Source organism: Rathayibacter sp. AY1D1, from assembly GCF_002932635.1.
Taxonomy (GTDB): domain Bacteria; phylum Actinomycetota; class Actinomycetes; order Actinomycetales; family Microbacteriaceae; genus Rathayibacter.
Genome location: NZ_PSVY01000001.1, coordinates 221,379 through 233,523, shown reverse-complemented (window position 1 = coordinate 233,523; position 12,145 = coordinate 221,379). Strand labels below are relative to the sequence as shown.

Genomic DNA, 12,145 nt, shown 5'->3' with positions numbered 1-12,145 from the left:
CGGCCGGAGGACCGGCCTTCCTCGCGCGCCGCGGGCACGGCGGCGCCACAGATGTGACACCCCAGCTTAGACGCCCCGGGAGGCGCACGGCAATCTCGCCGCGCCCGTCCAGGCGCGGGTTCCGGAGTCAGCCGGCGAGGGAGGAGCGGAGGGTGTCGAGACCGACGCCGCCGAGGTCGAGCGCCCTCCGGTGGAAGGCCGCGAGCGAGAACGCGGCGCCCTCGCGCGCCTCCGCCTCGTCGCGCAGCTGCTCCCAGATCCGCTGCCCGATCTTGTAGGACGGAGCCTGCCCCGGCCAGCCGAGGTACCGGTTCACCTCGAAGCGCACGAACGCGTCGTCCATGTTCACGTTGGCGCGCATGAAGTCGAGGGCCGACTCGGCGGTCCAGACGGTGCCGGAGCCCGGCATCGCCTTCTGGAGGTGCACGCCGATGTCCAGCACGACGCGCGCCGCGCGCATCCGCTGGCCGTCGAGCATGCCCAGGCGGTCGGCCGGGTCGTCGAGGTAGCCGAAGCGCTCCATCAGCCGCTCCGCGTAGAGCGCCCAGCCCTCGGCGTGGCCGGAGGTCCCGGCGAGCTGACGGCGCCAGGTGTTGAGGCAGGCGCGGTTGTGGACGGCCTGGCCGATCTGCAGGTGATGGCCCGGGACGCCCTCGTGGTAGACCGTGGTCAGCTCCCGCCAGGTGGCGAACTCGGTGACTCCGGCCGGGACCGACCACCACATCCGCCCCGGGCGCGAGAAGTCGTCGCTCGGACCGGTGTAGTAGATGCCGCCCTCCTGGGTCGGCGCGATCCTGCACTCGAGGCGGCGCACCTCCTCCGGGATGTCGAAGGCGGTGCCGGCGAGCTCGCGGACGGAGCGGTCGCTGGTCTCCTGCATCCACGCCTGCAGAGCGTCGACGCCGTGCAGAGTGCGGGCCGGGTCCGCCTCGAGGTGGGCGATCGCCTCGGCGACGGAGGCGCCGGGCAGGATCTCGCGCGCGATCGCCTCCTGCTCGGACGTCATGCGGGCCAGCTCCTCGATCCCCCACTCGTAGGTCTCGTCGAGGTCGACGACAGCGCCGAGGAAGCGGCGGGAGTGCAGCGCGTACAGCTCCCGGCCGACGGCGTCCTGCTCGGTCGCGGCGGGGGCGAGCTCGCCCCGGAGGAACTGCGCGAGCGACCCGTAGGCGGCCGAGGCACGGCGGGCGCCGTCCTCCAGCCGCTGAGCGAGCGACGCGGGCAGGGATCCGGCGGCGGGAGCGGCCTCCGCGGCCAGCTCGGCGAAGAACCCGCGGGGAGCGGCGATCTTCCGCGCCTGCTCGGCGACGAGCTCGACCTGGCGGCGGGCGGGGACCACGCCGGTGCGGATCCCCTCGCGCAGGGTCTCCGCGTAGCCCTCGAGGGCGGCCGGCACGGCCAGCAGCCGCTCGGCGACCGCCTCCCAGTCGGCGACCTCGTCCGTCGGCATCAGGTCGAAGACGTCGCGCAGCTCCTGCGCCGGGGACGCGATCACGTTGAGGTCCCGCAGCGGCAGACCGGCGTCGTGCCCCTCCAGGGAGAGCCGGAGCTCGGCGCCGAGGTCGGCGGCCGTGACGCGGTCGACGTCGTCCACGGGGTCGGCGGCCTCGAGCTCGGCGAGGGCCGAGGCGGTCGCCGCCCGGGCCTGCTCGAGACCGGCCGGCGAGTAGTCGCCCAGACGGCCGTTCGCGCCGCTGCGTCCGATCGCGGTGCCGAGGGTGGGGTCGAGGTCGACGAGCGTGTCGACCCAGCGCTCGGCGACGGCGTCGACGGCGGTGGGCTCGCGGGGGGTGTCGGTGCTCATGCCTCCGAGCCTAGCCAGGCCCTGCGGCCGGCTCAGTGCGCGGCGACGTCCCAGTCGGACCCGTGGCCCACCTGCACCTCGAGCGGGACGCTCAGGTCGGCGGCACCCGCCATCCGGCCGCGGACGACCGCCTCGAGCGACTCCTCCTCGCCGGGGGCGACGTCGAAGATCAGCTCGTCGTGCACCTGGAGGAGCATCCGCGAGCCGAGCCCCTGCTCGTCGAGGTCGGCCTGCACGCCGATCATCGCGCGCTTCATGATGTCGGCGGCCGAGCCCTGGATCGGCGAGTTGAGTGCCGCCCTCTCGGCGTTGTCGCGGAGGACGCGGTTCGCGCTCTGCAGGTCGGGGAACGGACGCCGGCGTCCGAAGATCGTCTCGGTGTAGCCGGTCTCGCGGGCCTGCTCGACGACGCTGCGGAGGTAGTCGCGCACCGCGCCGAAGCGGACGAAGTAGTCGGTCATCAGCTGCTTGGCCTCGGCGCTCGAGATGCGCAGCTGCTTCGACAGGCCGAAGGCGCTCAGGCCGTAGGCGAGACCGTACGACATCGCCTTGACCTTGTTGCGCATGGCCGAGGTGACGTCGCCCGGATCGACGCCGAAGATCCGCGACCCGACGAAGCGGTGCAGGTCCTCGCCGGAGTGGAAGGCCTCGATCAGCCCGGCGTCGCCGGAGAGGTGCGCCATGATCCGCATCTCGATCTGCGAGTAGTCGGCGGTGAGGAGGGTGCTCGCGTCCGCTCCGTGGACGAAGGCGGTGCGGATGCGGCGGCCCACCTCGCTGCGGACGGGGATGTTCTGCAGGTTCGGGTCGTTGGAGGAGATCCGGCCGGTGGCCGTGCCGGTCTGGTCGTAGCTGGTGTGGATCCGGCCGTCGGCGGTGACCGACTTCTCGAGCGTCTCGATGATCTGCTTGAGCTTGGTCGCGTCGCGGTGCTCGAGGAGCAGCCCGAGGAACGGGTGCGGGTGGGACTCCTGCAGGTCGGCGAGGGCGGAGGCGTCGGTGGTGTAGCCCGTCTTCGTGGCCCGGGTGCGCGGCATGTCGAGCTCCTCGAAGAGGACCTGCTGCAGCTGCTTGGGCGAGCCGAGGTTCATCTCGTGGCCGATCTCGGCGAACGCGCGGCTCGCGAGGTCGGCGGCCGAGACGGTCAGCTCGGCGCGGAGGCGCGCCAGCACGTCGGCGTCGATCGCGACGCCGGTGAGCTCCATCGTCGCGAGGACCTGGACGATCGGCAGCTCGATGTCGACGAGCACCGAGAGCATCCCCTCGCCCAGCCGCTCGCGCAGCGGAGCGACGAGCCGGTACGCGTACCAGGCCTCGGTGGCGGGCCCCATCGGCTCGACGGTGGGGACCAGCTGGTTCGGGTCGCCCTGCGCCATGGTCTCGTCGAGGTGCTGCGCGACCTGCGCCGCGAGCGTGGCCGGATGCCCGGTGGGCTGCACCAGCCAGGAGGCGACGCGGGTGTCGAACGCGAGCCCCGCGACGGGGAGTCCGGCCCTCCGAAGCGCCTTGATCTGGGGCTTCGCGTCGGCGAAGTACTTGGGGGCGGGCCCGGCCAGCCACTGCTCGAGCGCGGTGTAGTCGGGCCGCTCGGCGGCCCACGGGACGAACGCCGTCTCCTTCTCGACCGCGAGGCCCACACCCTCGAGCCCGCCGGCTCCGAGCAGGACCTGCACGGCAACCGGCGCGGTGCCCTTCGCCGACACGCGGTCGAGCCAGTGCGCGAGCTCCTCGTCGACCAGGGTGCGGACGGCGGGTGCGGAGGTCGTGACCACGTCGCCCGCCAGGGCCGCGGCAGCGCCGTCGACGCCCTCCTCCGCGGCGATCGTGAGGACCCGCTCCTGCAGGGTCTTGAACTCGAGGCGGCTGAAGATCTCGCGGACCGCGTCGGGATCGATCGGACGGCGCGTCAGATCGTGCGGCCCGAGGGGGAGCTCGACGTCCGTCACCAGCCGGTTGAGGCGGCGGTTGCGGAGCGCGTTCTCCTTCTGCTCGCGTAGCTTCTCGCCGACCACGCCCTTGATCTCGTCGGCGTGGGCGATGATGTCGGCGACCGTGCCGTACTGGTTGACCCACTTCGCGGCCGTCTTGGGGCCGACCTTGTCGACGCCGGGCAGGTTGTCGCTGGTCTCGCCGACGAGGGCGGCGATCTCGGGGTACTGGTGCGGCTCGACGCCGTACTTCTCGAACACCTTGTCGCGGTCGTAGCGGGTGAGCTGCGAGACGCCCTGGGTGGAGGGGTAGAGCAGGGTGACGTCCGGGGTCACCAGCTGGATGGTGTCGCGATCGCCCGAGACGACCAGCACGCGGAAGCCGGCCTCGGCCCCCTGGCGCGCGAGCGTCGCGAGGATGTCGTCGGCCTCGAAGTCCTCCTTCGAGACGGTCCGGATGTTCATGGCGTGCAGCGCCTCCTCGAGGAGGGGGACCTGGCCCTTGAACTCGGGCGGCGTCTCGCCGCGGGTGCCCTTGTACTCCGGGTACTCGCGCGTGCGGAACGAGTAGCGGGAGATGTCGAACGCGACGCCGAGGTGGGTCGGCTTCTCGTTCTTCAGCAGCAGGATCAGCATCGAGAGGAAGCCGTGGATGGCGTTCGTGTGCTGGCCCTCGCGGGTCTGGAAGCTGTCGACCGGGAGCGCGTAGAACGCCCGGAACGCCAGGGAATGGCCGTCGACGAGCAGGAGGGTAGGCTGTTCCGGATCTGACACAGGGCCAGACTACACAGCGCCTCCGACACCGGATCGGCCCGCTCGCGCCCGCCGGTCAGGGCCGCTCCGAGGCTCCAGCGCGAGGAGCGACGTGACCGAGCCGACCCCCACCACGACCGCCTGGATCCGCCCGCCCGCGCTCGACCTGGTCGCCGGGATCGGCCGCGGCATGGGCGAGCTCGCCGAGCGGATGGGGATCCTCTGGCACGAGCTCACCCCGCAGCACTCGGTGGCCTCGATGCCCGTCGAGGGCAACCGGCAGCCGGTCGGCATCCTGCACGGCGGCGCGCACGTCGTGCTCGCCGAGTCGATGGGCTCGATCGCGGCGAACGTGCACGCCGGCGCGGGCCGCCTGGCGATGGGCATCGAGCTGAACGCGAGCCACAGCCGGTCGGTCCACTCGGGCTTCGTGATCGCCACCTGCGACGCGATCCACCTGGGCTCCACCCTCACCACCCACGAGATCGTCGTGCGCGACCAGGAGGGGCGCCGCCTCTCCACCGTGCGGATCACCAACATCATCCGCGACGCCCGCTGACGGGAGCGGACGGGTCCCCCTCGCGGGAGCGGAGGGCGACGACCGCGCCCAGGACCGCGACCGCCGTCGGGACCGCCCGCGCCTGCGAGCGACGGGGGATCGACCGGTCGGCCGCGCCGCTCGGGGACCCGGCACCGCGGCGAGCGGCACTGTCAAGCGACGGCGCGCGACTGTGCCCGGTGGTGCCCGAAGGGCGACACTGAGCGGATGAGCCTTCGCCATCTCCTCAAGAGCCTCCCGTCCATGCCCTCCGAGCTGCCCTCGTTCGATGCGGAGGCGGCTCCGGCCGATCCTCTCGAGCTGTTCGCGCAGTGGCTCGAGGAGGCGAAGGACGCGGGCCAGCTCCTCCCCCACGGCGCCACGCTCTCCACCGCCTCCGACGACGGCACGGTCTCGGCGCGCGTGCTCGTGCTGCGCGAGATCGACGAGGCGGGCTGGGCGTTCTCCACCCATGCCACCAGCCCCAAGGGACGCGCCATGGAGGAGAACCCGCACGCCGCGCTGACCTTCTTCTGGCCGGTCCAGGGCCGTCAGGTCCGGGTCGAGGGCCGGGTCGAGCGCGCCTCCGCGCAGGAGTCGGCCGACGACTTCCGCCGCCGCTCCGAGGCCGCTCGCACCGCCCTGCTCGTCGGACGCCAGAGCGAGCCGATGCGCAGCGCGCAGGACTTCGGCCTCGTCACGCTCCAGACCAGCGTCGCCGTGGGCTGCTCGCCCGCGACGCTCGACCGGGAGTGGGCCGTCTACCGCGTCGTGCCCGAGCGCATCGAGTTCTGGCAGGGCTCGACCGCGCCGGAGCAGGATCACACCCGTCTCGAGTACCGCCCGGGAACGACGGAGGCGGGCGGCTCCCCGTGGGAGCGCGCCCGCCTCTGGCCCTGAGGCCGTGGGCCCTCGGGCCCGGCCTCGCGCTACGCCTTCTTCGTGCTCAGCTGCTCGATGATCGCCTGCGCGACGTCGTGCATGGTGAGCCGGCGGTCCATGGAGGCCTTCTGGATCCAGCGGAACGCCTCGGGCTCGGTGAGCCCCATCTTCTCGTTGAGCAGGCCCTTGGCGCGGTCGACGAGCTTGCGGGTCTCGAAGCGCTCGACCATGTCGGCGACCTCGGCCTCGAGGGTGAGGATCTGGGCGTACCGCGAGAGGGCGATCTCGATCGCGGGCAGCAGGTCGTTGGGCGTGAAGGGCTTCACGACGTAGGCGAGCGCTCCGGCCTCGCTGGCGCGCTCGACGAGCTCCTTCTGGCTGAAGGCGGTGAGCAGGACGACGGGCGCGATGTGCGCCTTCGAGAGGCGCTCGGCCGCCGAGATGCCGTCGAGCTGGGGCATCTTGACGTCCATGATGACGAGATCGGGGCGCAGCTCGGTGGCGAGGGCCACAGCGGTCTCGCCGTCGCCGGCCTCGCCGACGACCTCGAAGCCGTTGTCGCGGAGGATCTCCACGATGTCGAGGCGGATGAGGGATTCGTCTTCGGCGACGACGACCCGACGGGGTGCGGTCGACGAGGGTTCCTGGTCAGTCACGCCGATGAGCCTACGGTATTCTCGACGGGCTGGTGATGAGCCGGTGTGGCGGAATGGCAGACGCGGGGCACTCAAAATGCTCTGTCCGAGAGGGCTTGTGGGTTCGAGTCCCACCACCGGTACCCGCCTGGTCGCGCGGTGCGCGCCTCCGTTCGCTAGCGTCGTCGGATGAGCACCGACCCCTGGCCCCTGTTCTCACTGGAGCTGCGCACGCCGCGGCTCGAGCTGCATCCGGTCCGCGACGCCGACCTCGGCCCTCTCGCCGAGGCAGCCCTCGCGGGCGTGCACGAGAGCGGCCGCTCGCCGTTCCCCTCCCCCTGGGCCGAGGCGCCGGCGGAGCGCCTGCCCGGCGAGCTCGCCCGCTTCCACTGGTCGCAGCGCGCGCAGACGACGCGGGAGGCGTGGCGCGTCGCGTTCGCCGTGGTCGAGGACGGCCGGGTCGTCGGCTGCCAGGACGTGGTCGCCGAGTCCTTCGCCGCCACCCGCACCCTGACCTCGGGCTCGTGGCTCACCCGCTCGGCGCAGGGCCGCGGCCTCGGGCGGGAGATGCGCGCCGCCGTGCTCCTCCTCGCCTTCGACCACCTCGGAGCCGAGGTCGCCGAGAGCGCCGCTCTCGCCTGGAACACCCGCTCGATCCGGGTCTCGGAGGCCCTCGGCTACCGGCCGAACGGGACGCACCGGATCGTCGGTCCGGACGGTGCGCCGGTCGAGGAGCTGCGGTTCCGCGTCACGCCGGAGACTTTGGTGCGGCCGGAATGGACACTGGAGGCCTCGGGGATCGACGCCGCACGAGCGGTCCTCGTCCAGGACCCGCTCGGTCCGCCCTCCCCTGTCTGATTCACCAGAACATCGTGCCCGGCGAGCCCTTGAACGGACCGACCACGCGCGAGGTGATCCAGCCGCCGTAGAAGTCGCCCGGCTGCGGCTGGACCGTCTCGCCGTCGACGGTGCAGGAGTCCATCCGGCCGGGGTAGAGGGCGACCGTGTCGACGAGGGCCTCGAAGCCGGCCATCGGCTCGGGGTACGTCCAGCCCGCCGCCTCCGCGACCGCTCCTCCTCCCCCGCGCACGGTGAGGTAGGAGGCCGCGCCCTTGAACTCGCAGATGCTGCGGCCGGGCGCGGGCTCGAGCGCCCCGGGCGCGAACGAGGACACGGGGAGGTAGTAGACGGGAGGGTGGCTCGTCTCGAGGACGCGGAGAGCGTCACAGGTCTCGGCGACGACGACGCCGCCCAGCCGCACGACCACGTGCTCGGTGGTGGTCTCGACCCTCGGGGGTCGCGGGTAGTCCCAGACGGATTCCTGGCCCTCGGCGGGCGGCAAGCGCTTCATCCCGCTCACGCTACGCGGCGGGGAGCGGTGCTCCGGCGCCTCCCAGAGGATGCCCGGGCGGACGCCGCGGCCCGGCAGATCCCCGCCGCCGGGACGCGCGGGGGCCCCGGTCGCGTAACGTCGTCCCTGCGGCGGAACCCCGAGCCCGCGCGCAGAAGGAATCCAGAGTGCCCACCGAATGCATCCACGGCCTCGACATCGCGCTCTGCGACGTCTGCACCCCGAAGAAGCTCCCCGAGCAGGTCGGCCGTGCCACCCGCGTCCCCGCGCGCGTGCCCGGGACCTCCCGTGCGGCCACCGCCCGCGCCGCCGCCCGCGGCACGGCGCGTGAGAAGCCCCTGCCGAAGGTCGACATCGCCGCGCAGCGGATCTACCACGTCACCCACCTCGACAACCTCGAGGCGATCGTCGCCGCCGGCGCGATCCTGGCGGACCAGCAGCTCCAGGAGCGCCCCGCGATCGACGTCAGCGCCGAGACCACCCGCGAGCACCGCCGTGCCGTGCAGGTGAAGGACGGCGTCAGCGTCGCCGGCTTCGTGCCCTTCTTCCTCTCCCCCGACGCCGCGCTCTGGGCCGACCTGCGCGGCGAGCGGGTCGCTCCGCACTGGTCGCCGAGCGCCCACGAGACCACCGCCTCGCAGTACGTCGTCCTGGTGGGCTCGCTCGCCTCCGCCCCGGTGCTGAGCGACGGCGACGCCTCCCACGTCCTCACGCGCTTCACCGAGGGCGACGCGCTCGTGCGCACCTTCGCGCGCCTCCTGGTCGACGAGCCGGCCCTGCGCAGCGCCGAGGCGCTCGTGCCCGAGCGCTTCCCGCTCGAGGGCGTCGCGACGGTCGGCGTGGCGTCGGTCGCCGCCCGCAACCGCGTCAAAGCTCTCTTCGAGGGCATCGACGCCTCTCCCCGCGTCGCCGTCTACCCGCCGTGGTTCCACCCGGTGGCCGAGGAGGAGTGACCCGGCGCTAGTCGGCCTCGAGGAGGTCGAGGCGGTCGGCCAGGTACCGGCGCAGCGGCATCAGTCCCTGCTCGCCCAGACCGGGCGCCCAGCGCACGAGCACCTCGGAGCCGCGCAGTGCCAGCGGCTCCTGGCCCGACTCGAGCGCTGCGGCGTCCAGCGCGAGGCGCCGCCAGCCGTAGTTGACGATCTCGCCCTCCTGGAACGGACCGTCGAAGGCGGCGCGCCGGATCTCGCGGCGCGCCTCCTGCGACTCGGACTGGTTGTTGGCGTGAAGCGGAGCGACGGCACGAGTGACCGAGCCCGTCGCGAGGAGCTCGCCCTCGCGTCCGAGGAGCACCACGCCGAGGCGCCACGCGCGGGTCACCGGCGCCATCACCGGCTTGCGGCGGAAGCCGAGGATCGCGCGCGGCGTCTGCAGCTCGGCGACGGCCTGGTCGGCGATGCCGCGAGCGTCGAGCTCGGCGGAGACCTGGCGCAGGAGCGCGGCCAGATCGGCGGCGGCCTGCTCGGCCCCGGGTGCTGCGGGCATCGCTCCTCCTCGGCTCGTCCCGCCAGCCTACGGGCGCGGTGTGCACCGGCCACCCCGCTCCGCACCGCTAGCATCGCCTGACGACACCGAGGAGGACGAGCGATGCGCGTCATCATGATGGGCCCGCCCGGCGTGGGCAAGGGCACCCAGGCGGCCGTGCTGTCGCGCGAGCTGGGGGTGCCGGCGATCTCCACCGGCGATCTGTTCCGCGCGCACGTCGCCGACGGCACCGACCTCGGACGGCGTCTGCGGGCGCTCGTGGAGGCCGGCGAGTACGTGCCGGACGAGCTGACGAACGCCCTGGTCGCCGAGCGCATCGCCGAGGAGGACGCCCGGGACGGGTTCATCCTCGACGGCTACCCGCGCACGCTCGCCCAGGTGGACGCGCTGGCGGAGCTCCTCGAGGAGCGGGGCACGCCGCTCTCGTGCGTCGTGCTGCTGACGGCCGACGCGGACGTGGTCCTCGAACGGCTGCACGTGCGGGCGCAGGAGCAGGACCGCGCCGACGACGACCCCGAGGTGGTGCGGAACCGGATCGAGGTCTACGAGCGCGAGACGGCTCCTCTGGCGGAGGTCTACGACGAGCGCGAGCTCCTGGTGCGGATCGACGGCTCCGCCTCGCAGGACGAGGTCGCCGCGAGGATCATCGCGGCGTGCCGGCCCGAGTGAGCCGACCCGCCGCGACGCGGGGTCAGATCGCCGAGGCGAGGACCTCGTCGAGCTTGGCCGAGGCCTCCTCGTCGGTGCCCTTCAGGGCGAGCGAGAGCTCCGACACGAGGATCTGACGCGCCTTGAGGAGCATCCGCTTCTCGCCGGCCGAGACGCCGCCCGCCTGCTCGCGGCGCCACAGGTCGCGGACGACCTCGCTGACGCGGTACACGCTGCCGCTGGCCATCTTCTCCTGGTTGGCCTTGAAGCGGCGGGACCAGTTGCTGGCCTCCTCCGCGACGTCGCTGCGCAGGACGTCGTAGACCGCCTGGACTCCGGCGTCGTCGATGATCTCGCGGACGCCGACGAGCTCGGCGTTCTCGACGGGGAGGGTGATGGTGAGCTCGCTGGTGTGCACGTTCATCGTCATGAACGTCTTCTCGACGCCCTTGACCGAGCGCTTCTCGAGCCCGGTGATCGTCACCGCTCCGTGGTGCGGGTAGACCAGGGTCTCGCCGACCTCGAATGTCATCATGTCGTGCCTTTCGTCGTGGGGCGTGGTGGGAGTGAGGAGTCCAGGGGGCGCAGCGGCGCAGCGGCGAGCCAGGCCGGGAGCAGCGCGACGAGGTGCTCGACCAGCTCCTCGTCGGTGCCGTCGAGGGAGCCGGCGAGCCAGGCGCCGACCACGGAGAGGACGCCGCCGGCCGCGAAGACCGCGGTGAGCTCGGGGTCGACCGCTGCGGGGACGTCGACCCGGGCGAGCACCTCGCGGTGCAGGGCGAGCGCCGTGTCGAGCACGGCGTCGTCGGAGGCGACCCGGGCGGAGGCCCGCGCGCGGAGCCGGGCATGGAAGGCGTGGCGGTCGACCAGCCGCTCGACGAGCCGCGAGTAGCCGCGCTGCAGGGCGTCGGCTCCGGAGCGGTCGGCGGGATCGCCCTCGGCGACGTCGGCGACCACGAGGTCCTGGCGGAGCAGCGCGGAGGCGACTCCCGCCGCGTCGTCGAAGTGGGCGTAGAACGAGCTGCGGCTGATCCCGGCCTCGCGCACGATGTCGCTCACCGCGATGCCCTCGGCCCTCTCGCCGTCGCTCTGCATGACGAGCCGCTCGACCGCGTCGAACACGCGGCGGCGGGTGCGCCGGGCTCGCGGATCGGCGGAGCCGAGCGCCGAGGGGGACTCCGCCGCGGGCACGGAGGCGAGGCGGGCGGGAGTCATCGACGTCAGTCTACCACTTCCCGGACAGGTGTACGGGAAGAGCGTCAGGCGCCGGTGCGAACCTGGTCGAGGCCGGCGATGCGGTCGATCGCGGCCTGCTCGCTCGGCGAGACCCGGCCGAGATACCGGCCCAGGAACACGAACAGCAGGCGGTTCGCCGTGATCGCGGGCCACCACGGGCGCCGGAGGCCTAGGAGCCTCCGCACCTCGGGGCTGAGCGAGGCGACCGCGCCGGCGAACAGCAGCGGGTAGACCACGCCCGCCTCGCCCGGCAGCCGGATGTCGCGGAGGAACCCGACCGCCTCGTGCACGCGTGCGTCGGGCTTGAGCTCGCCCGCGAATCCGGCGAGCTGCGCGCGGAGCTCCGCGACGCTCTCGGGCGGATCCTGCACTCCGAGCAGCCGGCCGGAGGCGGCCCACTCGCGCACGTAGGCGTCGGGGCCGCCGGGGATCCGTCCGCCCCAGATCTCGTGGGCGCCGAGGAACGCGTCGGTGAAGGCGTCGTGCACCCAGAGCAGCAGGCGGGGGTCCTGCGCCGAGTAGGAGCGCTCACGCCCGCCGGCGTCCTCGTAGGAGCCGACGATCCGCTCGTGCACGCCGGTCACCCAGCGCGCCGCTCCGCTCGCCGCGGCGGTGTCGCCGAAGCTGGTGGTCAGGACCCAGCGGACCGTGTTGTCGAGGCGGCCCATCGGGTCCTCGCGGTAGCGGGAGTGGTCGTGCACACCGGCCATCGCTCCGGCATGGAGGGTCTGCATGAGCAGAGCCCGCACTCCGGCGATCATCGTGGGCAGGCCGCCGTTGACCGCCCAGACCGCGCTGCCCGGTCCGAAGAGCCCGGCGTCGTCGCCCTTCTCGAGGGCGACGATCCAGTCGGCGCGGGGGCGGGGGCGGCGGCGTCTCATCCGC

General features: G+C 73.2%; 13 protein-coding genes and 1 tRNA gene. 6 read left to right on the top strand and 8 right to left on the bottom strand.

The genetic code is table 11. The features are described 5' to 3' along the window. Window positions 1-127 precede the first annotated feature (127 nt). Window positions 128-1,804: a DUF885 domain-containing protein gene (locus tag C5C56_RS01110; protein WP_104318988.1), complete on the bottom strand. Its 1,677-nt coding sequence runs from the start codon at window positions 1,802-1,804 to the stop codon at window positions 128-130. Between the two features lie 32 nt (window positions 1,805-1,836). After that, the gene (polA, locus tag C5C56_RS01105) at window positions 1,837-4,506 is read right to left on the bottom strand and encodes a DNA polymerase I (protein WP_104221893.1); all 2,670 of its coding nucleotides are present in this window, start codon (window positions 4,504-4,506) and stop codon (window positions 1,837-1,839) included. 91 nt (window positions 4,507-4,597) lie between these two features. Here polA and C5C56_RS01100 point away from each other — a divergent pair, with 91 nt between their 5' ends. Beyond that, on the top strand, window positions 4,598-5,044 hold the full coding sequence (locus C5C56_RS01100) for a PaaI family thioesterase (protein WP_374953047.1): 447 nt from the start codon (window positions 4,598-4,600) through the stop codon (window positions 5,042-5,044). Between the two features lie 207 nt (window positions 5,045-5,251). Next, window positions 5,252-5,923, top strand: a complete 672-nt coding sequence (locus C5C56_RS01095; RefSeq protein WP_104295332.1) for a pyridoxal 5'-phosphate synthase — start codon at window positions 5,252-5,254, stop codon at window positions 5,921-5,923. A 29-nt stretch (window positions 5,924-5,952) separates the two neighbouring features. Here the strand turns inward: C5C56_RS01095 and C5C56_RS01090 are convergent, their stop codons facing one another. Continuing rightward, window positions 5,953-6,561 carry an ANTAR domain-containing response regulator gene (locus tag C5C56_RS01090; RefSeq protein WP_104221889.1) on the bottom strand — a complete coding sequence of 203 codons (609 nt, stop codon included), beginning with the start codon at window positions 6,559-6,561 and terminating at the stop codon, window positions 5,953-5,955. 39 nt (window positions 6,562-6,600) lie between these two features. Between C5C56_RS01090 and C5C56_RS01085 the strand changes: the two genes are divergently transcribed. Beyond that, window positions 6,601-6,683: transfer RNA gene (locus C5C56_RS01085), tRNA-Leu, on the top strand. Window positions 6,684-6,729: 46 nt separating this feature from the next. Next, entirely contained in the window at window positions 6,730-7,398 is a 669-nt protein-coding gene (locus C5C56_RS01080; RefSeq protein ID WP_104318987.1) for a GNAT family N-acetyltransferase, read from the top strand. A 1-nt stretch (window position 7,399) separates the two neighbouring features. Here the strand turns inward: C5C56_RS01080 and C5C56_RS01075 are convergent, their stop codons facing one another. Beyond that, the gene (locus C5C56_RS01075; protein ID WP_104318986.1) at window positions 7,400-7,891 is read right to left on the bottom strand and encodes a DUF427 domain-containing protein; all 492 of its coding nucleotides are present in this window, start codon (window positions 7,889-7,891) and stop codon (window positions 7,400-7,402) included. Window positions 7,892-8,058: 167 nt separating this feature from the next. On the opposite strand from C5C56_RS01075, the gene C5C56_RS01070 reads away from it, so the two are divergent. Beyond that, a complete protein-coding gene (locus tag C5C56_RS01070; protein ID WP_181137543.1) occupies window positions 8,059-8,844 on the top strand; it encodes a DarT ssDNA thymidine ADP-ribosyltransferase family protein in 786 nt (261 codons plus the stop codon). Window positions 8,845-8,851: 7 nt separating this feature from the next. On the opposite strand, the gene C5C56_RS01065 is transcribed toward C5C56_RS01070, so the two are convergent. Next, window positions 8,852-9,376: a hypothetical protein gene (locus C5C56_RS01065; RefSeq protein ID WP_104318984.1), complete on the bottom strand. Its 525-nt coding sequence runs from the start codon at window positions 9,374-9,376 to the stop codon at window positions 8,852-8,854. A 102-nt stretch (window positions 9,377-9,478) separates the two neighbouring features. On the opposite strand from C5C56_RS01065, the gene C5C56_RS01060 reads away from it, so the two are divergent. Continuing rightward, entirely contained in the window at window positions 9,479-10,045 is a 567-nt protein-coding gene (locus tag C5C56_RS01060) for an adenylate kinase (protein WP_104221879.1), read from the top strand. 22 nt (window positions 10,046-10,067) lie between these two features. On the opposite strand, the gene C5C56_RS01055 is transcribed toward C5C56_RS01060, so the two are convergent. From C5C56_RS01055 to C5C56_RS01045, 3 genes are read right to left on the bottom strand one after another with little or no spacing between them, the layout of a single operon-like run. Continuing rightward, window positions 10,068-10,556 carry a CarD family transcriptional regulator gene (locus C5C56_RS01055; protein WP_068257183.1) on the bottom strand — a complete coding sequence of 163 codons (489 nt, stop codon included), beginning with the start codon at window positions 10,554-10,556 and terminating at the stop codon, window positions 10,068-10,070. Then, window positions 10,556-11,239 (bottom strand): TetR/AcrR family transcriptional regulator, encoded by a 684-nt coding sequence (locus C5C56_RS01050; protein ID WP_104221877.1) that lies wholly within the window; start codon window positions 11,237-11,239, stop codon window positions 10,556-10,558. Before C5C56_RS01050 ends, C5C56_RS01055 begins: the two co-directional genes overlap by 1 nt. A gap of 44 nt (window positions 11,240-11,283) precedes the next feature. Then, entirely contained in the window at window positions 11,284-12,141 is an 858-nt protein-coding gene (locus C5C56_RS01045) for an oxygenase MpaB family protein (RefSeq protein ID WP_104221875.1), read from the bottom strand. Window positions 12,142-12,145: the final 4 nt, after the last annotated feature.